The sequence below is a fragment of the Thermococcus chitonophagus genome (assembly GCF_002214605.1).
In the GTDB taxonomy this organism is placed as follows: Archaea; Methanobacteriota_B; Thermococci; order Thermococcales; family Thermococcaceae; genus Pyrococcus; species Pyrococcus chitonophagus.
Genome location: NZ_CP015193.1, coordinates 1,229,456 through 1,249,038 on the forward strand (window position 1 = coordinate 1,229,456; position 19,583 = coordinate 1,249,038).

The 19,583-nt window shown below is 44.6% G+C and carries 27 protein-coding genes; 13 read left to right on the plus strand and 14 right to left on the minus strand.

From position 1 onward, the window contains the following. Window positions 1-55 precede the first annotated feature (55 nt). The 4 genes from A3L04_RS06930 to A3L04_RS06945 all read right to left on the minus strand — a co-directional run bounded on the left by A3L04_RS06930 (window position 56) and on the right by A3L04_RS06945 (window position 3,271). The gene (locus A3L04_RS06930; protein WP_068578219.1) at window positions 56-700 is read right to left on the minus strand and encodes a hypothetical protein; all 645 of its coding nucleotides are present in this window, start codon (window positions 698-700) and stop codon (window positions 56-58) included. Between the two features lie 323 nt (window positions 701-1,023). Next, window positions 1,024-2,259, minus strand: a complete 1,236-nt coding sequence (rlmD, locus tag A3L04_RS06935; protein WP_068578221.1) for a 23S rRNA (uracil(1939)-C(5))-methyltransferase RlmD — start codon at window positions 2,257-2,259, stop codon at window positions 1,024-1,026. 80 nt (window positions 2,260-2,339) lie between these two features. After that, entirely contained in the window at window positions 2,340-3,029 is a 690-nt protein-coding gene (locus A3L04_RS06940; protein ID WP_068578223.1) for a diphthine--ammonia ligase, read from the minus strand. A 47-nt stretch (window positions 3,030-3,076) separates the two neighbouring features. Further along, window positions 3,077-3,271 carry a C2H2-type zinc finger protein gene (locus A3L04_RS06945; protein ID WP_068324533.1) on the minus strand — a complete coding sequence of 65 codons (195 nt, stop codon included), beginning with the start codon at window positions 3,269-3,271 and terminating at the stop codon, window positions 3,077-3,079. Between the two features lie 85 nt (window positions 3,272-3,356). On the opposite strand from A3L04_RS06945, the gene A3L04_RS06950 reads away from it, so the two are divergent. Then, a complete protein-coding gene (locus tag A3L04_RS06950) occupies window positions 3,357-4,010 on the plus strand; it encodes an MBL fold metallo-hydrolase (protein ID WP_068579584.1) in 654 nt (217 codons plus the stop codon). 205 nt (window positions 4,011-4,215) lie between these two features. Here A3L04_RS06950 and A3L04_RS06955 read toward each other — a convergent pair whose 3' ends face one another. Next, window positions 4,216-4,617: a NifB/NifX family molybdenum-iron cluster-binding protein gene (locus A3L04_RS06955; protein WP_068578225.1), complete on the minus strand. Its 402-nt coding sequence runs from the start codon at window positions 4,615-4,617 to the stop codon at window positions 4,216-4,218. Between the two features lie 100 nt (window positions 4,618-4,717). Between A3L04_RS06955 and A3L04_RS06960 the strand changes: the two genes are divergently transcribed. Together A3L04_RS06960 and A3L04_RS06965 are read left to right on the plus strand one after the other, a co-directional pair. Next, entirely contained in the window at window positions 4,718-5,200 is a 483-nt protein-coding gene (locus tag A3L04_RS06960; RefSeq protein WP_068578228.1) for a permease, read from the plus strand. Beyond that, window positions 5,197-5,745 (plus strand): permease, encoded by a 549-nt coding sequence (locus A3L04_RS06965; RefSeq protein WP_231963768.1) that lies wholly within the window; start codon window positions 5,197-5,199, stop codon window positions 5,743-5,745. Before A3L04_RS06960 ends, A3L04_RS06965 begins: the two co-directional genes overlap by 4 nt. On the opposite strand, the gene A3L04_RS06970 is transcribed toward A3L04_RS06965, so the two are convergent. Then, the gene (locus A3L04_RS06970) at window positions 5,708-6,982 is read right to left on the minus strand and encodes an AAA family ATPase (RefSeq protein ID WP_088859139.1); all 1,275 of its coding nucleotides are present in this window, start codon (window positions 6,980-6,982) and stop codon (window positions 5,708-5,710) included. The genes A3L04_RS06965 and A3L04_RS06970 overlap by 38 nt on opposite strands. Before the next feature lie 97 nt (window positions 6,983-7,079). Here A3L04_RS06970 and A3L04_RS06975 point away from each other — a divergent pair, with 97 nt between their 5' ends. Together A3L04_RS06975 and A3L04_RS06980 are read left to right on the plus strand one after the other, a co-directional pair. Next, window positions 7,080-7,673, plus strand: coding sequence for a NifB/NifX family molybdenum-iron cluster-binding protein (locus A3L04_RS06975; protein ID WP_068578231.1), 594 nt, complete (start codon window positions 7,080-7,082; stop codon window positions 7,671-7,673). A gap of 5 nt (window positions 7,674-7,678) precedes the next feature. Then, on the plus strand, window positions 7,679-7,903 hold the full coding sequence (locus tag A3L04_RS06980; protein WP_068578233.1) for a hypothetical protein: 225 nt from the start codon (window positions 7,679-7,681) through the stop codon (window positions 7,901-7,903). Here the strand turns inward: A3L04_RS06980 and A3L04_RS06985 are convergent. From A3L04_RS06985 to sufC, 4 genes are all read right to left on the minus strand, one after another. Continuing rightward, a complete protein-coding gene (locus tag A3L04_RS06985; RefSeq protein WP_068578235.1) occupies window positions 7,900-8,496 on the minus strand; it encodes a class I SAM-dependent methyltransferase in 597 nt (198 codons plus the stop codon). The two genes, A3L04_RS06980 and A3L04_RS06985, sit on opposite strands and share 4 nt — an antisense overlap. 48 nt (window positions 8,497-8,544) lie before the next feature. Then, on the minus strand, window positions 8,545-8,838 hold the full coding sequence (locus A3L04_RS06990; protein WP_068578236.1) for a hypothetical protein: 294 nt from the start codon (window positions 8,836-8,838) through the stop codon (window positions 8,545-8,547). A gap of 71 nt (window positions 8,839-8,909) precedes the next feature. Continuing rightward, window positions 8,910-10,250 carry an SUF-like minimal system protein SmsB gene (locus tag A3L04_RS06995; RefSeq protein WP_068578238.1) on the minus strand — a complete coding sequence of 447 codons (1,341 nt, stop codon included), beginning with the start codon at window positions 10,248-10,250 and terminating at the stop codon, window positions 8,910-8,912. After that, window positions 10,243-10,986, minus strand: coding sequence for a Fe-S cluster assembly ATPase SufC (gene sufC, locus A3L04_RS07000; RefSeq protein WP_068578239.1), 744 nt, complete (start codon window positions 10,984-10,986; stop codon window positions 10,243-10,245). Before sufC ends, A3L04_RS06995 begins: the two co-directional genes overlap by 8 nt. 207 nt (window positions 10,987-11,193) lie before the next feature. Between sufC and A3L04_RS07005 the strand changes: the two genes are divergently transcribed. Genes A3L04_RS07005 through A3L04_RS07015 form a run of 3 tightly spaced genes read left to right on the plus strand, consistent with a single transcriptional unit; the run spans window position 11,194 to window position 12,778 of the window. Next, on the plus strand, window positions 11,194-11,628 hold the full coding sequence (locus tag A3L04_RS07005; RefSeq protein WP_068578241.1) for a NifB/NifX family molybdenum-iron cluster-binding protein: 435 nt from the start codon (window positions 11,194-11,196) through the stop codon (window positions 11,626-11,628). A gap of 31 nt (window positions 11,629-11,659) precedes the next feature. Then, complete coding sequence (locus tag A3L04_RS07010; RefSeq protein ID WP_068578243.1) at window positions 11,660-11,968, plus strand: antibiotic biosynthesis monooxygenase; 309 nt, start codon at window positions 11,660-11,662, stop codon at window positions 11,966-11,968. A 6-nt stretch (window positions 11,969-11,974) separates the two neighbouring features. Continuing rightward, window positions 11,975-12,778, plus strand: coding sequence for an MBL fold metallo-hydrolase (locus A3L04_RS07015; protein WP_084448890.1), 804 nt, complete (start codon window positions 11,975-11,977; stop codon window positions 12,776-12,778). Here the strand turns inward: A3L04_RS07015 and A3L04_RS07020 are convergent, their stop codons facing one another. The 3 genes from A3L04_RS07020 to A3L04_RS07030 are packed head-to-tail and all read right to left on the minus strand — an operon-like array spanning window position 12,779 to window position 15,341. Then, window positions 12,779-13,195 (minus strand): translation initiation factor IF-5A, encoded by a 417-nt coding sequence (locus A3L04_RS07020; protein WP_068578245.1) that lies wholly within the window; start codon window positions 13,193-13,195, stop codon window positions 12,779-12,781. A gap of 59 nt (window positions 13,196-13,254) precedes the next feature. Further along, the gene (locus A3L04_RS07025; RefSeq protein WP_068578247.1) at window positions 13,255-14,604 is read right to left on the minus strand and encodes a sodium-dependent transporter; all 1,350 of its coding nucleotides are present in this window, start codon (window positions 14,602-14,604) and stop codon (window positions 13,255-13,257) included. 59 nt (window positions 14,605-14,663) lie between these two features. Then, entirely contained in the window at window positions 14,664-15,341 is a 678-nt protein-coding gene (locus tag A3L04_RS07030; RefSeq protein WP_068578249.1) for a 16S rRNA methyltransferase, read from the minus strand. Between the two features lie 54 nt (window positions 15,342-15,395). Here A3L04_RS07030 and A3L04_RS07035 point away from each other — a divergent pair, with 54 nt between their 5' ends. From A3L04_RS07035 to A3L04_RS07055, 5 genes are read left to right on the plus strand one after another with little or no spacing between them, the layout of a single operon-like run. Then, window positions 15,396-15,965 carry a metallophosphoesterase gene (locus A3L04_RS07035; RefSeq protein ID WP_068578252.1) on the plus strand — a complete coding sequence of 190 codons (570 nt, stop codon included), beginning with the start codon at window positions 15,396-15,398 and terminating at the stop codon, window positions 15,963-15,965. After that, entirely contained in the window at window positions 15,965-16,924 is a 960-nt protein-coding gene (locus tag A3L04_RS07040; RefSeq protein ID WP_068578254.1) for a hypothetical protein, read from the plus strand. The genes A3L04_RS07035 and A3L04_RS07040 overlap by 1 nt, the downstream gene beginning before the upstream one ends. Continuing rightward, on the plus strand, window positions 16,908-17,231 hold the full coding sequence (locus tag A3L04_RS07045; RefSeq protein ID WP_068578256.1) for a hypothetical protein: 324 nt from the start codon (window positions 16,908-16,910) through the stop codon (window positions 17,229-17,231). The genes A3L04_RS07040 and A3L04_RS07045 overlap by 17 nt, the downstream gene beginning before the upstream one ends. 3 nt (window positions 17,232-17,234) lie before the next feature. Beyond that, a complete protein-coding gene (gene rpiA, locus A3L04_RS07050; RefSeq protein ID WP_172799789.1) occupies window positions 17,235-17,924 on the plus strand; it encodes a ribose-5-phosphate isomerase RpiA in 690 nt (229 codons plus the stop codon). Then, a complete protein-coding gene (locus tag A3L04_RS07055) occupies window positions 17,921-18,850 on the plus strand; it encodes an RsmB/NOP family class I SAM-dependent RNA methyltransferase (protein WP_068578257.1) in 930 nt (309 codons plus the stop codon). The genes rpiA and A3L04_RS07055 overlap by 4 nt, the downstream gene beginning before the upstream one ends. Here the strand turns inward: A3L04_RS07055 and A3L04_RS07060 are convergent. Next, window positions 18,847-19,581, minus strand: coding sequence for an alkaline-shock protein (locus A3L04_RS07060; RefSeq protein WP_068578259.1), 735 nt, complete (start codon window positions 19,579-19,581; stop codon window positions 18,847-18,849). The genes A3L04_RS07055 and A3L04_RS07060 overlap by 4 nt on opposite strands. Window positions 19,582-19,583 lie beyond the last annotated feature (2 nt).

Consider the following 19,583-nt stretch of genomic DNA (forward strand, 5'->3'; position numbering starts at 1 on the left):
ACCGAAAATAAGAAAAAGTAACAGAGATCGCTTATTGGCTATAACCACTTATTCATCACCTTGGTTGTTCAGTTGATTGCTGTGATACGTAGAATGCTAGTTTGAAGGAGTCAGTTGCAGTTGCAGAGTACTCTAGGTTGATATCAATTTGCCAAGCTGTCCCATTATTCATTGTTATGGGGGTTGTACCATAGATTATGCTCCCAGTCTTTACATCAATCTTCGCTATGAGTGTGCCATCAGAAGCATTGTAAATCATTACATATCCTGAGATCGCTGAAGTTGAACCCAGGGTAGATACCACTTTTGGCCAAACATAAACAGTCTGCCCTCCAAGGTTTCCAAATCCAACAACATCCTTTATATACCAAGTTCCAACTGTTATCGGAACTGTTATCGTTACCGAATCATAAAGTGTATCTCCACCAGCAGTAGTACATACTGCACTACCTTTAGTAACTGAAATTGTGTTAGTCCCATAAGTCTGGGCATTTGCGTTTGTTCCTGCAGAGGGTAGATTGGGGGCATCACCAGCTGTGAAAAATCCCACACAAGATACCCCCGACGTTGAAGTTCCAACGTTTATCGTTGTGGTCATTCCTCTATAAACGAATACTGCTGCACTGACAAGTGCTATTACTGAAACAAATGTAAATATAATGACAACATATACCTTTTTCTTTAACTCATGTTTGGACATGTTAATACCACCCCATCAATGTGAGTATTATCCAAATATTTGCTATACCTGCTACATATCCTGCAATATCAATAATATTAAGGCTGAACATTATATAAGGATTATGAACGAAAGATTGAATTCTAATCAATATTTTATACAGGAGATTACATAGACATTTATAGACCACCTTGATCTAAAACACCATATCAAGGAATTGCTTTATATAACATAACATATAGTCACTACTTCATCTTAAAAAATTTGCAAAATGTAGGTATATGAAAACCCCTCATAAAATCTAAAAACTAGTCCGAGAGTAGAACAATTGGCAAATTCGAAATTTAGCTTTTAAGAAGTTTTATTACGGCCTCAACGTGTGGTGTATGCGGGAACATGTCAACTAGCATAACCTCTCTAATTTTGTATGCTCTAGCAAGATAATTTTGATAATCAAGAACGAACTTCTTAGGATTGCAAGATACATAAATTAGTATTTCAGGACCCTCTCTTACTATTTTCTCTGCAAAATATCCAAGACCTTTCCGAGGTGGATCAACTATTATGGTATCATAACCAGACAAATTTTCATTCTCTGCATTTTGAACCTTAAACTCCACTTCAAGTGAGTTAAATTCAGCGCTCTTTCTTGCCGCAGAAACTGAAAACTCATTAATCTCAACTCCCCTAACTTTAAAACCCTCACTCGCTAAGTACAGAGAGAAAGTTCCTATGCCGGAGTACAAGTCTAGAACTTTCTCTCCCTCAACATAGTCCCTAACCACCTTTAGAAGGTGTGACAGGGCATAGCTATTAGTCTGGAAGAAGGAAGAGGGATGAATAAAATAGTATATCCCCTCAATAAGCTCCTTGATGAACTCCTCACCATGAATACGGATCGGAACTCCCCTGGGGTCATCTCTCTTGTCCCTTTTAACGCTCCAATATATTGAGTCTACGAAGTCAAATGCCTCTACAAGGATTTTCTTTACCCTTTCGGTTGGCTCAAGGTGAGCTACCACATTGACCATTACCTCTCCAGTGAACTTCATCTCTCTTATCTGAACGTAATGCACTTCCCCTTCTTTCCAGTTCCACGGCCTAAGCTTGGATTCTCTGAGGAACTCCTTTATCGCCTCCACATAAATAGGAAAGTCCTTGGAGAAGACGGGGCACTCCCTTAGGGGAACGACGGTCTTCGGCCTCGCGAACTCCTTCATGCCAACCCCGTTAACGGTAACTATAAGGTTCGTGATATTCCTGAAGCCGTATATCCTGGGGGAAGGCTTTATCTCCGCGTTGATTCCAGTTATTCTCTCGAAGAGCTCAGCTTTGAGCCTTAGTTGCTCCCTATATTTCAACCCCTGCCACAGGCAACCACCGCACCTTCCAAAGTGCATGCATTTGGGTCTTCCCCTAAGAGAAGAAGATTTAAGAAGTGTAAACTCTCCAATTTCTTTTCCGAACCTTCTTCTAGTTTTCACAACTTCCACTACGTCCCCAGGATACGCAAATGGCAACAGTATACCTTCAAGCATGCCAAGACCATCCTCACTAACATCCCTAACTTCGCCCCTCATCGTTCCTTGGGATCTACTACTGGATAAATATTCATTATCCTTAACAAACATGAAACTCAAACCCAAGGGTAGTTCTTTGGCTACTTAGGCTCGAGGTGGGCTTTCTTTATCAGTAGTTTTCCAGAGAGACCTTCCCAAATTCTCTCGGCTTCATCAACTACTATTCTGTACTTAAATAAGGGCATGTCAAGAACGAAGGTCTCAAACTCTCCACCCTCCCCCGCCACATGAATGTTGTACTTATCTCTTAATTTCGCGAGCTCATCTATAATGGCATCATCCACTACTCTCCCAAGCCATTCCTGGGTTAGGCCGTAAGCAGAAACCCCAACGAATATGAACTTGAAGCCAATCCTAACAAGCTCCCTCATGTATTCCTCAGGATCTCTACCCCATGCTGGAGCGTAGACCTTAAGCCCGAGTTCCTTGGCTATCCTCTCTATCCTCTCCCTCTGGTACCTGCTTGCCAAAGCCCCAGCAACAATTCCTTCAATCTTGAGACCTTCAAGGACTCTCTTTAGATCCTCAACTTCCTTCTCCTTTTCTCCTGTGGTGAATCCCTTCACGAGGGGTATTCCAAGGGCCTTGGCTTGCAGGTCTGTGAGGTTTATGTTTGGGGTGTGGTACATGTAGCTTTCCTCGTTCTCGCTCACCATTGAAACCAAGAACCTGACGTTTAATCCATTTTTGACGGCCCAGTACAAAGCGTAGTTAGAATCCTTGCCGCCAGAATAGAGGACGGCAACAGGGACATCAGCTAAGCCCACCATTCATCATCCCATCAGGGTCCTGGCTGTTTCATCATCAAAAATTAAAATCACTGAGAGAGCTTGGCGTACTTCTTCTTGAGCCTCTTCCCCTTTGGCTTGCCCCTGCCGAAGAGCCAGCCGTGAGCCTTGTTAACGTGCTTTATGTAGTCCTTCCTCCTCTTGAACACCATCCCGCACCTTGGGCACCTGAGGAACTCCTCGCCGTCCCTATCCTTAACAATGATCGCCTTGAGCCTCACCATTATTAACCCCCCGCATGCTTGAGTTGGTGAGTTGCTTATAAATTTTCTCCTCAAGCTTAAAAGTTCAAAGGTCCTATATCGCTTCATGAAGCTCGTAGTCCTCAACGACAACGTTCCCTCCAAGGGCTTGAAAAATGATTGGGGATGGAGCATCTTAGCCGGGAAAATACTGTTCGATGCCGACACGAATCCTTTAGTTCTGGCGTACAATTCCAAAGTCCTCGGAGTTGAGCTTAAAGGGCTGAAGTTCGCCGTGCTGAGTCACTGGCACTACGATCACTATGGAGGTTTACCCTACGTTGCGGAGCTGAATCCCGGACTAAAGCTCTATGCTCCCCTTGAAGGGATGCCAATGGCAATGAGGTGGGGCTTCAATCCAGTTCCGGTTATGAGCCCAGGGGAAATTGATAAGAGGGTTTACACTTCTGGAGCCCTTGATAACTTTGAGCACGCAATAGGAATCGAAACGAGTTCGGGCTTAGTAGTTATAGTGGGGTGCAGCCATCCTGGGGTTGATAGGCTGAGTAGAGCAGTCCTCGAAGCTAGCGGTTACGAGAGGGCGTATCTAGTTATAGGAGGCTTCCACTCTCCTCCCCTATGGAGGATAGATAACCTAGCAGAGATGACGGAGTTAATTGCTCCAGCCCATTGCTCTGGGGATATGGCGAAGGAGTACGTAAAGAGGAAGTACAAGGAGAAGTTCGTTAGTGTCAGAACTGGAACAATCATTGAGGTTTAAAAGATAATAACGGTCAAGAACCGTTTCTGCTACCTGTTATAGTGCAACAGGTGTGGTTGGCCTCGTACTCCCATCCACATTGGGGTTATTGGCCACCTCAGACGGGAAGTCATTAGCTTTAAGGCCGAATGTAAACGGCCCACAAAACAAAACCTACGACCACAAAAACAAATAAAAATACCAACCAGAATCAGAGAACAGCCTGCTACATGTTCCTTTGAATGCCCTTCTTTTCCTGAACCTGTTTCCACAGCTCATCAAAGTTCTCAATAACCCTCTGAAGTGCAACCTTTAGGTCCCTAGTCCTCGTAAAGAAAGCCACTTTATCGCTCTGATCCCTTATCCTCAGGAAGTTGGGACCCATTCTGAATGCTGCCAAAACATCTACATCTCTAAGCTGTTCAATTATAGCCCTAAACTTCCTGGGGTCTCCATGGCCCTCATCTTCTTCCTCCATCTCCTTCGCTTTGTTCGTCCTCTTTTCCAGCAACCTATAGCTACCGTCCTCACAGATCTCGTAGATCGCAAAGAAGTTTGAGTCTCCATAGTGAGCGTCTATGAGCTTTTCATCGTCCTCCATTCCGAACGCAACTTTTAGGCATCTCATTTGCACCACCGAAAATTAGGTCAGCCTAACATTTAAAAATCCTTCCTAGGCTTACAAGTGATTTTTTATACATACGATTTTCATGTTTCTGGGGGATCGCATGAATACAACGACACTCTTCATAAATGCCCTCGCCGTTATCTGCCTGATTCTCGGTCTTAGAAAGGACAGGGAAAAGACAAAGCATGCACTAAAAATCGCAGTTATGTCGTTCATCAAGATTCTGCCGACGATGCTGGCAATAATCCTCATTATAGGCTTAATGTCCGGATTCGTGCCCCCAAAGACAATCTCCAAAATAGTGGGGCAAGAAGCAGGATTTAAGGGCATTTTGATAGTGGGAGCACTTGGTGCGGTACTCCACATCCCCTCGCTAATAGCCTTTCCACTCGCGGCCTCTCTGCTTGAGAAGGGAGCCTCAGTGACGTCAGTCGCGGTCTTCATAACCACACTGACGATGATAGGCTTCGTTACCCTGCCCCTCGAGATAAGGATTCTGGGGAAGAAGTTCGCAGTACTCAGGAACGTGCTGAGCTTCATCATGGCTTTGATAATAGGCATCTTGGTGGGGGTGATACTGTGAGGCCGAACGGTACCCCAGGAAAGGCAATGAAGAACCAGAAAAAGGCGTTCCTGCGTGATATAATTTTCCTTGGGGTTGTGGCGCTGATAACGGCCATTCTGCTAATGATGCACCCGGAAAAGAGAGCTCCTGTTTTCTCTGCATCAGAGAACTTCCTCGTAGAGATGCTCCTCATAATGCCAGCCGTAATGATACTTATGGGTCTCTTCTCGGTATTCGTTCCAGACGAGCTGATAGTCAAGTACCTCGGGAGGAGTTCAGGGTTTAAGGGCATGCTCTTGGCGATACTAATTGGAGCTTTCCCCACGGGCCCGCTCTACGTGGCGTTTCCGATAGCTGCCTCACTGCTGAAGAAAGGCGCCCGAGTTGCCAGTGTCGTTGCATTCCTCTCGGCCTGGGCCTGCATAAAGATTCCACAGGAACTAGTGGAGCTCCAGTTTCTAGGTGCAAAGTTCATGTTGGCAAGGCTAAGCCTAACGGTGGTTTTCGTCATGGTTATGGGACTAATTATCGAGCAGATCCTGGGGAGGAGGTCTGGTAAGTAGTAAAACTCAACGCAGTCTTCCAGTCAATGACATCCAAACCCTCAGGCATCCTTGGAAGAGCCCTCCTGTCGGGGACTATCAGTACCTTTTTCTTGGCCTCAATTTTTTCAAGTTTGTCTTCGGCCTTCCTAATGTCCCTTTCCCTTATCTTCTCTTTCCACTTAACCTCAGCTACAAGGTACAGTTTTCTGTTCCTAACCAAAGACACATCAATTTCCAGTTCAGGTTTCTCTATCCTAACGGGCTGGAGGGAATACTCCCTAGCCAGCAACCTCTCAAAGAACACCTCAACGTACTGAGGCATTCTCTCCTCGAGCAACCTTTTGACGGTCTCTTCAGGAATTTCAGTCTCAAAGAAGCCGTATTTAGCATTGAGGTAGTACGCGAAATCCACTACTGGTGAAATATGCCTATACTTAAAAGTAGCTCTTCTCTTTCCAAAGATCTTAATCCTCTCTAAGAGGCCCATTTCAATCAAAGTCTCCAAGTACGGAGTCACTGCACTGTTCGTTTCCTTATTTATGAGGCCTCGTGAATACAGCTCTCTAGCAATTTCCCCAACTCCCGATTTTCCATCGGCAACTGCCTCTAATATTGCCCAGTACCTCTTAGTTAGCTCCCGTTCCTCCTCTCTAAAGATTTCTCCAACCAAGCTTGGAACGGTCTGTCGAAGAGAATCTCCAAATGTAGAGAAAACGTTCTCCCCAAGAGCCTCAATCGCAGGGGCCAGCCATGGTTCCTGGGCTAGAACCGCTAATTCTACAGCTAACTTTCTCTCAAAGCCTAATCTGTCAATGAAGCTAAGGGCATCCCTAGGATCTATAAGTCCTACCTCTTTAATATAAAAGAGGCCCAAGAGGGGACTGCTGCTCCCTACAATCCTCTTGAAGTAGTGTCTAGTGGACGTTATCAAGATTATCCTCCCTTTACCTGAGAGGCCCTGGAGGAGTGAGAAAAATGGTTCCCTCAGCCTATGAAATTCATCAACTACTATCCTACCCTGGGAAAGAAAATGAGGCAATAGGCGTATAAATTCACTAAAAGAGTATATCTCGTTGCTCTTAAGCTCAATTATTGAGCCTCCCGTAGTTACGAGGAAGTATTTGAAATAATCCGCCTTTTCCCTCACATAGAATGTTTTTCCCGTTTTCCTCCTCCCATAAAGGAGTAACCACTTGGCATTCAAAACATTATCAAGATCGCGACGCTCGATAATTACCATTATGCTAACCACCATTAGGCTAATCATGGTTAGCATGATATAACCTTTATGGAATTAGGCTAACCGAAAACTTTATATTTGTGAGCATATGCACAAAATATTGGTGGTGACCATGGTAAGGGTTGCGGTTCCAACGAATGGTGGGGGTTTGGAGGACACTGTCGCTCCTGTATTTGCGAGAGCTCCAGCCTTCCTGATTGCTGACGTTGACGAGAACGGAAACATTACGAATACTAAGGTAATCCAGAACCCAGCTGCTACAGCTGCAGGTGGCGCAGGCCCACTAGCTGTGCAAACGCTCATAAATGAAGGGGTAGAGGCAATAGTCGCTCCTCAAGTTGGGCCAAACGCAATGAGCGCAATTCAGGCAGCTGGAATAAGGCTCTACACGGTAGCCCCAGGAACGAAGGTTGAGGATGCAGTTAAGATGGTCACCCAGGGAGCTCCAGCCCAGCCCAGGGTATTCGCTCCAGCACCTGCAGTTGCTCCAGCTCCAGCTACCCCAACAGCCCCTGCAACCCCAGTAGCTCCAGCCTACTACTGGTGGGGCCCAGGATGGGGCTGGGGCCGCGGCTGGGGTAGAGGAAGAGGATGGGGAAGAGGCTGGGGCAGAGGAGGCAGAGGCTGGGGAGCAAGACTGGGCTACTGTCCATGGACAGGAATGCCAAGCAGAAGAACCCTGAGATGGCTGTACGGCTGGTGGTGAGGTAGTTGCCAAGAGGCATGGGTAGAGGTTACGGAAGGGGCTTTTTCCCTTATTCCCCATTTGGCGGCTTGTACTGGCTGATTGACGTAATACTACTAGTCGCAATGCTGTGCATACTCTTCAAGCTCTTCCTAGTTGCTGCCCCGTACGTAATAGCCCTAGTCGTGATCATGCTAATTAGGAGCTTCCTGAGGCCAAGGCCCTTTTTCGGTCCACGCTCTTGGTTCTAGCCTTTCCTTCCCACTACAAGCCTCACAATGCCCCTGTAGTATTTTTCTTCGAGCTCAACATCGAAGAACTCTTTAATTAGATCGTAAGTTCTCCTTAGCGTGCTGTCATCTATCAGATAGCCAAGAATCCGATCAAGAGGTTTAAGGAAGATGAAATTCAAGAGATCGCTATCGCTTATTGTGTGCTCCAGGAAAACTGCCCTCCCGCCGGGCTTCAGAACTCTCCTTATTTCCTCCATCCCCTTCCTGGGGTTTGGGACGGTACAGAAGACGAAGGAGGAAATTACCGTATCGAAGAAGTTATCCGGGAATGGCAACTTTTCGACATCTCCAACGAAGAATTTCACGGTAAGTCCAAGCTCTTTGGCTCTCCTCTTGGCAATCTTTATCATTTCCTCGCTACCATCTATTGCATAAAGCTCAACGTTCCTAGGATAATACTTAAGTGTTTTCCCGGTTCCCACTCCTACCTCCAGCGTTCTTCCCTGAGCTAGGCTCACCGCCTTCTTCCTCAAGGGATTGAAGTACCTATCGAGTGGAATCTCGAGAACCTCGTATCTCTCTCCGAGCCTGTTGTACTTCTCTCTGTACATGAAAAAGGAATTTCGGTGTAGGCTTAAATAAGTTTTTTGAAGGAATTTTCAGGAGAACAAAAGCTTGGCTTCGAGCTTTAGTATCTCCCTGTTCATGAGGATGTGCAGGAATATCAGAACCATCATGAACAATCCGTATCTAGCCCTGAGCTGGAGGAAATCCAGCCTTGTCATCCCCATGAAGCTCCCCGTTTTCGTCGCAATGATCGTCCCAACGGTGATGAACACAACTCCCAGGAAACCTACAACGAGGATCAAAGAGAGCACTGCTTTGACCTTCAGCTTCCTCCTCATTTTGGGATTGCCCATTGCTTCTTCAAAGGCCTTCTTCATCAGGTTCATCCGATCACCGAAAGTTTAATGACACGTGTCATCTAAAAGCGTTTCCAAAACTAAAGGTGAAAAACGAAAGGTCACATGCCGCCGCTGACTGCTAGCTCGATTATTTTCCTTATCTCGACTAAGAACTCTATTGGGATGTCCTTGAGCATCGGCTCTAGGAAGCCCTTAACGATGAGCTGAGTCGCCTTTTCCTCGCTTAGTCCCCTTGACATGAGGTAGAAGAGTTCCTCCTCCCTTATCTTACCTATCGCGGCCTCGTGGCTAAGCTCGGCATCATCCACTAGACTAACTAACCCTGGATAGGTCTCCATCCTGGCCTTATCGCTCATAAGCAGGGCATCACAGCTTATGTGTCCCTTGGTCTTTGGAGCTTCGGCAACGATCTTACCCCTCGTTATAACTGTCGATTCGTCCATGATCACCGCTTTGCTGGCGTTTATCCCCCTTGCACCCTCGCCCTGAAGGTACATCTCTCCTCCCAAGTCAATGTACCAGTCCTTTTGTCCCAGTATTATACCGTTAAGCTCCACGTAACCGTTTTCACTAACCCAATACTTTGGATTCGCTATGTTGCTCTTTCCGGCCCCAAGGCCAACTGTCGTATTCAAGAACTGAGCATTCTTTCCTATCTTAGCCCTGGTCATCGGTCTTGTATGAACGTACTCGGGCCAGTTTTGCAAAACCGTTAACCTGACCTTGGCGTTATCGTGCAGGTAAGCTTCGGTCATGTCCAAGTGAAGGGAGTGTCTAACAAGTATAGGCGCAGTACAGCCTTCTATCAGGTGAACCTCACTGTTTTTCTCCGCTATTATAATTATGTGGGGCGCCTGGGCTAGGGAGCTCTCTTGGATAAGGAAGAATAAGTGCAAGGGGAAGGGAACCTTGAGGTTCTCTTTGAGGTATAGGAATATCCCACCGTTCCAGACCGCGGTGTGGTACGCGGTAAGCTTGCTTTCTCCAGCCTTAAACAGCTTGAGGAAGTGTTCCCTCACGACATCTGGGTATTTTCTTACTGCTTCCTCCGTTGGCAGGACAATTAACCCTTTCTTAGCCCACTCTTGGAGGAATTGGTTATAGATTACCCCAGTATCAGTTTGGACTGCCAAACCAGCTATATACTTTTGCTCAACTTCATTAATGCCGAGCCTGTCGAGCAGGGCCTTCATCTCAGGGGGCAGGTCATCTAGACTCTCAATCTTCTCGGGCAGGCCCTCAATTTCTGGCTTCGCTATGAAGTGGAGGAGAGTTTGCTCGTCGATGACTGGATCATTAAGAGGAGCACGCATGAACTCCTCAAGAGCCTTGTACCTTATCCTCGTCATCCACTCTGGCTCCCTATTCCTCCTCGCGAGCTCCTCAATCTGGTTCTCAATTATTGATTTAGCGTCAGAGAGTGTTAGGGTTTCACTCACCGTTCTCACCCCCAAAGACAGCCTTGAATCCTTCCCTCTCGATTAGGTCAACAAGCTCAGCCCCTCCGCTCTTCACTATCTTACCGTTCCTCATGACATGAACCTTAAGGTTCTCCTTATCGATGTGTTTGAGTATCCTGCCGTAGTGCGTGATCAGGATTATTGAAACCCCCTTCTTGTGTAACTCCTCAATTTTTCTGCTTATGACGCTTAGAGAATCGACGTCAACCCCGCTGTCGGGCTCATCCAGAAGGAGAAGCTTTGGCTCCAATAGTAAGGCTTGAAGTAGCTCAAGCCTTTTCCTTTCACCTCCAGAAAAGCCAACATTGACGAACCTTCTTAGGTCCTCTTCCTTGAACCAGAGCTCTTCGGCTTTCTTCTTTATGAGCTCATAGGCCTCCCCTATGTCAATCCCCTTAACCTCACCAAGAACCTGGGTAAGGAAGTCAATTATCCTCACACCCTCAACCTCGGGAGGCACTTGGAATGCCAGCAAAATCCCTTTCTTGGCCCTCTCATCAGGGGGTAGATCAGTTATGTCCTCACCTTCAAAGGTTATCTTTCCATGGGTTACCCTGTACTTTGGATGGCCGGCAATTGTAAGGGCGAGTGTTGATTTTCCGGAACCATTCGGCCCCATTATAACGTGAAACTCGCCCCTACCAACCTCAAGGCTCACGCCTTTCAGTATCTCCTTACTCTTCACGGCAACATGAAGATCATCAACTTTGAGCATTAAATCACCTCCGTGTGTAACTGGAAGGGGCATTTTTTAAGCATTTTGGGACAATTTTGTGTATCAACTTCTGAGCTCCATAAAGACCTTAACGTGCTCATAGGAGCGTTGTCCTATTTTTGTGGATCACCTAATCCTTTGCACCAGGATATGTGCATAAGCAAAAATTTAAATTAGGTTCACCTAACTCTTCTCGGAGGTGATGAGATGAGATTCATAGTAGCGACCGTAACCGGAGGGTTAAACGATAGGGTGAACCAAGCATTTGGAAGAACACCAACGTTCACGATAGTCGATGTGGATGAAAACGGGAACATAGTCAACGTTCAGGTAGTGGAAAATCCGGGCTACTCACAGCCAAGGGGAGCAGGAGTTACAGCAGCACAGTTCTGCATTGATCAGGGAGCTGACGTTGTAATAGCAGGCCAGTTTGGGCCAAACTCGTATGGAGTTCTTCAGGCAGCGGGCATGAAGTTCGTCTCAGCGCCGCCAACGATGACCGTGAAGGAAGCCATTGAAGCCTACCTTAGGGGAGAACTGACTCAGGCGATAATGGGCCAGGGGGGCGGAGGAAGAGGCATGGGCCGTGGCATGGGTAGAGGGATGGGAAGAGGAAGAGGTTGGGGTCGAGAAGGCTGGTGACCTTTTTATACTTCTTTGGTGAGTTAAATCTATGACGATCGGTAGGATATGGCACGGAAAGGTTCCAAGAGAAAAGGCCGATGAATATGAGAAATTCCTAATCGAAAGGGCCGCCCCAGATTACTCCTCCGTTGAAGGGCTAAAAAAGATGTACTTCACAAGGAGGGACGAGAGGGATGTTACCCACTTTCTCCTAATCACGGTGTGGGAATCGATGGAAGCAATAAAGAAGTTCGCTGGAGATAATCCCGAGTTAGCTAAATACTATCCCGAAGATGATTATTTCCTCCTTGAGAAGGAGAAGTTCGTGAAGCACTACAAGGTTTTCTTTGAGAGGTGACTGGCTATGAAGGTAACGATAGTTTTTGAGAACCATGCCGGCTACAGGAAGGGTTTAATTGGCTATCACGGCTTTTCCGCGCTAGTTGAGCACAATGGATATAAGGTTCTAGTTGACACCGGAACCGATGGAGATGTTTTGCTCAACAACATGAGGGAACTCGGCATCGATCCAAAAGATATAGATGCCCTATTCATAACCCACGGCCACTATGACCACACGGGTGGCCTGAAGGCCCTTCTGGAAGCTAGAGGAAAACCACTCGATATCTATGCACATCCTGGGATATTTGAGAAGAGAATAGCCCTAAAACCAAGGAGGAGGGAGATAGGCATTCCCTTTGCAAGGGAGGAGCTTGAGGAGCTGGGAGCAAGGTTTCACCTTAGTAATAGGCCCCAGGAATTCCTTCCTGGGTTCATGAGCTCTGGGGAGATTGAGAGGACTACCTGGGACAGGGCTGTCGGCTACTTCCCTAACGGGAGGAAGGATCCGGTTAGAGATGACATTGCCCTAATAGTCAAGGCAGACAGGGGAATTGTAGTGATAAGCGGTTGTGGGCATAGTGGAATAATAAACATCGTGAGGCATGCAATTAATTTGACAGGAGAGAGAATACTCACCCTTATAGGGGGGTTCCATCTGAAAGGGGCCAACAAGGAGATCCTAGAGGATACCGTGAGGGAACTTAAGAAGCTTGATATGGAGAGGCTCTATCCTGGGCACTGTACAGGCTTAGAAGAGTTCGCATACCTTTACTCGAGGCTTGAAAACGTTGAAGGAATATATGTAGGAAAAGAAATAAAGATTTGATCACTCGCCTTCTCCCTTTATCCTCATTATCTTGATCCTTCCGAGAGTTTCCCAGTACTCAACGTTTATTCCTTCCTTAAGTTGATCCCTTATTTCCTCAGCGACACCCGTGTCAAGGGGCACCTCGAACATCTCGTAGGTTTCCATATCCATTATCTGAACTGTATCTGGAGTGATCGCTATTACCTGAGCAGTCTTCTTGTCGATGATTGGAACGTCAACTTCAGCGCTTGTCGGCTTCACGATACTCCTAACCTTGCCATCAAAGATACCTACAGCCTCAATTCTAGCCTTTGCTGAACCGTGCTTTCCTGGAGAGGAGACTGTTATGTTCACTATCCTGCAGGGCTCGTCATCGATGATTATGTACCTTCCAGGCTTGAGCTTGCTTACCTGAACCTTCGTCTTGTCGCCCATTTTCACCACCTCTTCCTTTTTCGTGGGGTTTTGAGGAGTTCAATTTATTAGTTTTTTCATTACCTAGCCGTTTTAATCAGCATCTTGTTGAACACCAGCGGTACCAATAGCATTAGTCCTACTATTATGCCGAGTATACCAACGTCTCCATTAACACCTATCGTTAATCCAACGGTAACTAAGCCCAAACCTATGAGGAGTGCCATTAATACGTAAATCTTCCCTGGGCTCTCCTCAGCTCTTGAAGCAGGAAACAGCTCAATCGCTGTGTATATTGGTATTAAGCCAGCAATAGTGCTCAGTAAAACGCCCCTAATTGAATCAGAGTACGTAAAGCCTGCAAGCACGGCTGAGATTAACGCAACTACTATGAGCGCATTTCTTCTAGTTGTCTGGAAGGTATCCATTGCTATTTGTGCTCCCGTCTCAAAGAGAACCAAGAGTGTTGTGAATCCAGCAAGAAATAGTGCCAAGGAGAGCGCAACTGCATAAGTTGTCAAGCCACCTATTCTTAAGATTGAGGGGATTCCATAGGTTGCATCAACGGCTGTTGTCACTCTGGTGATGTTAAACTCCCAGAGAGGCATGAAGTACTCTGTATATAGTCTGATAGATTCCTCGGCTTCTCCAAACTGAAACGCTGTTGAATATGCTTGATGAGCAATAGAAAGAGAGTATGTCATGGTCAGTGCTGTTGTGAAAGATAGCAAAACTTGAATGGCTAGTATTATCAGTATCAGCTTTTTGGCGCTGACTTTAACGGAGGACATCGAAAATCCTATCACGTAGTAGAACCCGATTCCAAGCCCAAAGACAAGAATTGCTACAAGGAATGACATCACTATTAGATCTGAGGTCAGATGAAAGCTACTTAAACTGAACATTCTGCTTAGAGCAATCTCCGTAAACTGTCGGGAAGTATCACTCGTAACTACCTCATCGAACTTTGACTTCAAAAACATCGGAACAGACACAGTTATTATTAACAATATCACCGAAAATATCACAATAAGGTCAAGAGATCTAGACCTTGCTATTAGCAATAACCCCAAAGCCAATAATGCCGCTATTATTCCTGCACCCACGATTTTAATTCCCAAAATACCACTCAATGCAACTCCTGTATAGTGAGCAACTATAGCTGCAACTATGAAAAGGAAGCTTAGAAGTATCATTGAAATAGCAGGTGTCCTTCCAACTTTCGTCATGAACTCGTGAATTCTGTACCCCTTTTTCATTACGGCATTAATTTCAGTAACAACGATTGCACTTGCTACTGAGAAGAACACTAGCAACACCAAGAGACTTGCTATCCCTGTTTCCATTATAATTCCTGGTATCATTGAGAATGTCCATAGGCTGATTGTATAGGCTATAAATATAAAGATGAAATACAACAACTTCTTCATCTTTCATCCCTCTGTGGTTTTTACCTTACTTTAACTTCACATTGGGGAGGTTTATAAAGCTACTTTTTTATAACTTCCCATTCATAAGACACTATAACCTCATTAACAATAGTCCAAGCCATTAAAGGCTCCCTATATAAGCTGATCTTAACGCCATCAATCTTGCTCTTAAAATCTCCATGAGGAAAACCTCCCACTACGACTACTGGTTTTTTAAACTTTGATAAAAGCTTGCCAAAGTGCTTTGGTATCATGAACTCACCATTTTCGTGCATAATAAAAACCGCATCTGGATTTATTTCTGAGATAAGCTCGTTTAATGACTTCTTTTCTAGTTTAAGTAATTTTAGATCTTCTGGCACAGCTCCTTTCTCAAATAAGCTCTCCATTAATCCTATGAATCTATTGTAATTTCGTGGAAGTCTGGTAGAAGGGTCAACATAGATTACATAGTCATTCCTCGTGTGAACGTAAACCCTCAACCGGTCCTCCTTATTCAGTATGCTATCAAGGGCGTTTAAAAGGCATATATGAACTATGTCCGGCCTCCCCCTTCTTTCACCATCTTCAAGCTGTCTAAGCGCGGAGTGATGGTATGTTGAATCTAAGATAATCCTTTCTGGCTTCTTCTTTCTTCTCTTGGCATAGTTGACTATTGCTGGGTGATCTATTATTGATTCTGGGACAGTCTCTAGCTCCGAATCGGCAATTACTAGATGTAATATTTTCTTCTCCATTAAATCACCCAGGAATAGAAAGGTTTAAGGATGATAAAAACCTAGCTAAAAGCCGTGTGGATATTGACAAAAAAGATCAAGATACCAGAGGACGTTAGACTTTCCCAAAAGAAGATACTACATATTAGCGATACCCCCGAATCCATATATAAATTTCTTGAGAAGCTCCTGAAAGAAGTCCAACCTGACATAGTGATACACACAGGAGACCTAGTTGATAATATAAAGCTAGAGAGAAAACCATGGTTAGAGAAAACATATCGGAGGAAACTTGCCGTGCTGAAGCAGGTTCTCTCTAAGAGTAGTCAACTGTACATAATACCAGGAAATGAGGACAAAGAAGATATCATAAGGGAAACTTTTCAAAATTCTGCAATAATTGTAAAACCAGGCACGGTACTCAATATCTGGGGAAAAAGCATAGGAGTAGGGCATAAACCAGAAGACGTTTTTGGTCTAAAGGCAGATTTTTTATTATATGGGCATGATCCCAAAGAAAAATTTGGTCTAAATGGGGTACGTTCTGTAAATATAATAACATATCCAAACTGGAAAGTTTTTATGCTTCCTTATCCCCCAGGGACAAATTTTGACAGGGGATATAGATTGCCGAGGGGATTGTAATGAGGTTCATACGATTAGGTCCAGCAATTTTCTTCGTCGAGGGAGAATTGGAAACTACTGGAGAAATTATGGCACCAGAGGATGCATTTAGATTATCAAATGAACTTGAAACAATCCTGGTACTTAAAGAGAAGGGGACTGCTATATTAATCAGAGATCATCCTTGGAAAGTTCTCACAGATATAATTAACTCGAAAGCCCAGACCAAAATAAAAATAACTCCCGCAGCTCCAATGATTATAGTCAGAGTTCCAGATGCAAAAAAAGGAGCAGAACTTCTAAAAGAAAAACTTGAAGGACAAATTCTTGATCCCTATGATGCTATCCTTACGTCTTCTCCTTCAACTACTCTTGTTATGGTGACTGAAAAACCTCTCACAAGAGCTCTTTCATTTGAAGATATTGCAAAAGCCCTAGTGGTAGCAAAGAACTTTCATGAAGTTTACAAAACAATAGTACTCGAAGCGCCAGTAATTATGCTGGAAACAAAGCCAGAATGGAATGAAATTACGATAAAGCTATATGACGCCCTTGGCCATTATAAGGAGAATATAGAGCGGCTTGTGATAACGATAGAAGATTTAGACCTGGGGTTTATAGTAGCGGAGGGTTGGGACTGGGATTACCCCAGACCGCTTCTCAAGGTTCCAGTTTATAAGTTAAGGCTAATAACTTGGGAAAAGCCTGAAAGGATAAAATTCCTGCTCAAAGGCTTAGAGTATAAAGGATATAAACGACTCTGTGACATCGATGTGATAGTAAAAGGTGAAAAGCTCAGCTGGATTAAAATTGGGAAGTTCTCTTCAAAGTTCGAACTTGCAACTAAAGCGAGAAATGAGCTCGAAAGTATGTTGAGTGAAGATGCTCTGAAAAGAATTTTAGAGCTTGAGGAAAAACTATTTAAAATGGAGCCTGAAAACCAAAGCGAGCTGGGTGAGAGCGGTGAATCCGGAAAATAAAATGATGCTCATAGCATATGCAATATTCACGATAGCAGGAATTATAAGTGGAGTCGCATCAGCCTATGCTCCACTGGGGTGGATAATTGGGTGGGCGATCTATGTAATTTCTCCAAAGATCATCATGGGATTAGTAAAGGATATCCCAGAAGAGTTAAAGAATGAAAGAGTGCTACTCAAGAAAACATTCTGGAGCTTTTTCTTCTTCTGGCTGTACTTTACTGGGATGACGTACACGATAATGATAAACTACCAACCAGTAGCCTATTATAACCAGACTATATACTACAATATAACGAAGGGATGAAAAATGAACATCGAGGACATGAAGAGAGCGGTGGCCAAAGAGGCATTAAAGTATGTAGAAGATGAAATGGTAATCGGCCTAGGCACGGGTTCAACAACGGCTTACTTTATTCAATTTCTAGGGGAGAAGATCCAGAAAGGGGAGCTTGAGGAAGTTTATGGGGTGCCAACATCATATCAAGCAAAGATACTTGCAATGGAATATGGAGTTCCCGTTGTTAGCCTTGACCAAGTTGACGCAATAGACATCGCAGTTGATGGAGCAGATGAAGTTGATCCAAACTTAAATTTAATTAAAGGCAGAGGAGCAGCCCTAACGATGGAAAAGATCATAGAGTATAGGGCAGGGACATTCGTAGTCCTTGTTGATGAAACAAAACTGGTAGAGTACCTCTGCCAGAAGATGCCGGTTCCAATTGAAGTAATTCCTGCAGCGTGGAAGGCAATTCTCGAAGAGCTCAACATATTCAACGCCGAGGCAGAGCTGAGAATGGGAAAGAAGAAAGATGGACCCATAGTAACTGAAAACGGTAACTTCATAATAGATGCAAAGTTTCCAAAAATAGAAGACCCGCTAGATATGGAGATAGAGCTAAATACTATCCCTGGAGTCGTTGAAAATGGCATATTTGCTGATATAGCTGATATAGTTCTTGTAGGAACCAAAGAAGGAGTTAAGAAGATGGAGAGATGATAGACAAGCTCATTTCCCTTGGCTATTCTAAAACTTTTGCAGAGAGATATTATCAACTCTGGGGAGAAAGGGCTTACAGGATAGCCCAAGCCATGGAAAAACCCCTGCCGAGATGCTTTAGAGTTAACACACTTAAGACGACAATAGCCGAGCTAACAAAAAGGCTCACAAAAAAAGGATTCCAGTTCAGGAGAGTACCATGGGCTAGAGAAGGCTTCTGCTTAACGAGAGAGCCGTTTTCAATAACTTCAACTCCTGAATACCTAACCGGTTTAATCTACATTCAAGAGGCTAGCTCTATGTATCCCCCAATAGCCTTAGATCCGAAACCTGGGGAAGTGGTGGCTGATATGGCAGCCGCCCCTGGAGGAAAAACTTCCCACATGGCACAGCTGATGGAGAATAAAGGTGTAATATACGCCTTCGACGTTGGTGAAGACAGATTGAAGGAAACAAGACTAAACCTATCAAGGCTTGGAGTTACTAATACGATTCTCTTCCACAAATCATCCCTATATATAGACGAGCTTGGGGTCGAGTTTGACAAAATCCTTCTAGATGCTCCCTGCACTGGGAGCGGGACGATCCACAAGAATCCCGAAAGGAAGCACAATAGAACCATGGAAGACGTAAAGTACTGCCAAGGACTGCAGATGAGAATGATCGAAAAGGCATTAGGTGTTCTAAAGTCAGATGGGATACTCATCTATTCAACATGCTCACTGGAGCCTGAAGAAAATGAATTCGTCATTCAGTGGGTTTTAGACAACTTCGATGTTGAGCTAGTTCCTCTCAGATATGGGGAGCCGGCCTTAAATGCACCATTTGGAATCGAGCTTGATGAAGAGATAAGAAAGGCAAGGAGATTTTATCCAGATACCCACAAAACGAGCGGATTTTTCATTGCAAAAATTAAGAAGCTCTAGAGGAATGCATGCCTATGCTTTGTCAGAGAGTAAATTCCGTAAGTCAGCAGGGCAAAATCCACAATTGAAAGCAAGATCACTATCCAGCTGTACGCTATGATAAAGCTCTCACTTTTCCCAAGAACTTCGGCAGCTTTTTTTATTGCCTCGGGATTACTTAAAACCGCATGAAACATCCGTACAAGCATTACGCTCTGTATTATTGGAATGGGAGCAACAGCATACGCAAGCATAAGGCCAGTATATCCTCTCCTCTGAAGGCTCAACATCGAAAGTATCGCTGGTATTGCCAGTATTAGAGCAGTAACTGCAAGTTCAGATCTGGTCGATAGCCCTGCAAGAACGAAGTATAAGGCCATCCCATATATAAATGTCCTGTAAGCCCTTCTAAGTTCTTTGAGTTTTGTCGGCTTGAAGTCATAAAAGGCAGTCTTTGAGTACAGATTCATTTTTTCAATGCTCTTTATGTACTCATTTTCTCCGATCCTCTCTATTGCTCTATCTGAGGTGTTGTTCTTTATTTCAACTGATCTTTTCCTTAAAAACTCAGCCATTTCAGTGTTGTCTTTTTCAACTTCTCCACTTAGTTTCAAAAAATTTTCAACAGCTTCGTTCAGCAACTTTATTGCTTTCTCTTTCTTTTTCTGTTCGAGAATTTTAACTCTTTGTAATCGCTCTATGGTAAGCTTTAAGTTCTCTGCAACTTCTCTGAGAATATCAGGGCTTTTCACAC

Coding starts and splice junctions, on each gene's coding strand:
- A3L04_RS06930 (WP_068578219.1), bottom strand. CDS start 700: ATGTCCAAACATGAGTTAAAGAAAAAGGTATATGTTGTCATTATATTT.
- rlmD (WP_068578221.1), bottom strand. CDS start 2,259: ATGAGGGGCGAAGTTAGGGATGTTAGTGAGGATGGTCTTGGCATGCTT.
- A3L04_RS06940 (WP_068578223.1), bottom strand. CDS start 3,029: ATGGTGGGCTTAGCTGATGTCCCTGTTGCCGTCCTCTATTCTGGCGGC.
- A3L04_RS06945 (WP_068324533.1), bottom strand. CDS start 3,271: ATGGTGAGGCTCAAGGCGATCATTGTTAAGGATAGGGACGGCGAGGAG.
- A3L04_RS06950 (WP_068579584.1), top strand. CDS start 3,357: ATGAAGCTCGTAGTCCTCAACGACAACGTTCCCTCCAAGGGCTTGAAA.
- A3L04_RS06955 (WP_068578225.1), bottom strand. CDS start 4,617: ATGAGATGCCTAAAAGTTGCGTTCGGAATGGAGGACGATGAAAAGCTC.
- A3L04_RS06960 (WP_068578228.1), top strand. CDS start 4,718: ATGAATACAACGACACTCTTCATAAATGCCCTCGCCGTTATCTGCCTG.
- A3L04_RS06970 (WP_088859139.1), bottom strand. CDS start 6,982: ATGGTGGTTAGCATAATGGTAATTATCGAGCGTCGCGATCTTGATAAT.
- A3L04_RS06975 (WP_068578231.1), top strand. CDS start 7,080: ATGGTAAGGGTTGCGGTTCCAACGAATGGTGGGGGTTTGGAGGACACT.
- A3L04_RS06985 (WP_068578235.1), bottom strand. CDS start 8,496: ATGTACAGAGAGAAGTACAACAGGCTCGGAGAGAGATACGAGGTTCTC.
- A3L04_RS06990 (WP_068578236.1), bottom strand. CDS start 8,838: ATGAACCTGATGAAGAAGGCCTTTGAAGAAGCAATGGGCAATCCCAAA.
- sufC (WP_068578239.1), bottom strand. CDS start 10,986: ATGCTCAAAGTTGATGATCTTCATGTTGCCGTGAAGAGTAAGGAGATA.
- A3L04_RS07005 (WP_068578241.1), top strand. CDS start 11,194: ATGAGATTCATAGTAGCGACCGTAACCGGAGGGTTAAACGATAGGGTG.
- A3L04_RS07010 (WP_068578243.1), top strand. CDS start 11,660: ATGACGATCGGTAGGATATGGCACGGAAAGGTTCCAAGAGAAAAGGCC.
- A3L04_RS07015 (WP_084448890.1), top strand. CDS start 11,975: ATGAAGGTAACGATAGTTTTTGAGAACCATGCCGGCTACAGGAAGGGT.
- A3L04_RS07020 (WP_068578245.1), bottom strand. CDS start 13,195: ATGGGCGACAAGACGAAGGTTCAGGTAAGCAAGCTCAAGCCTGGAAGG.
- A3L04_RS07025 (WP_068578247.1), bottom strand. CDS start 14,604: ATGAAGAAGTTGTTGTATTTCATCTTTATATTTATAGCCTATACAATC.
- A3L04_RS07030 (WP_068578249.1), bottom strand. CDS start 15,341: ATGGAGAAGAAAATATTACATCTAGTAATTGCCGATTCGGAGCTAGAG.
- A3L04_RS07040 (WP_068578254.1), top strand. CDS start 15,965: ATGAGGTTCATACGATTAGGTCCAGCAATTTTCTTCGTCGAGGGAGAA.
- rpiA (WP_172799789.1), top strand. CDS start 17,235: ATGAACATCGAGGACATGAAGAGAGCGGTGGCCAAAGAGGCATTAAAG.
- A3L04_RS07055 (WP_068578257.1), top strand. CDS start 17,921: ATGATAGACAAGCTCATTTCCCTTGGCTATTCTAAAACTTTTGCAGAG.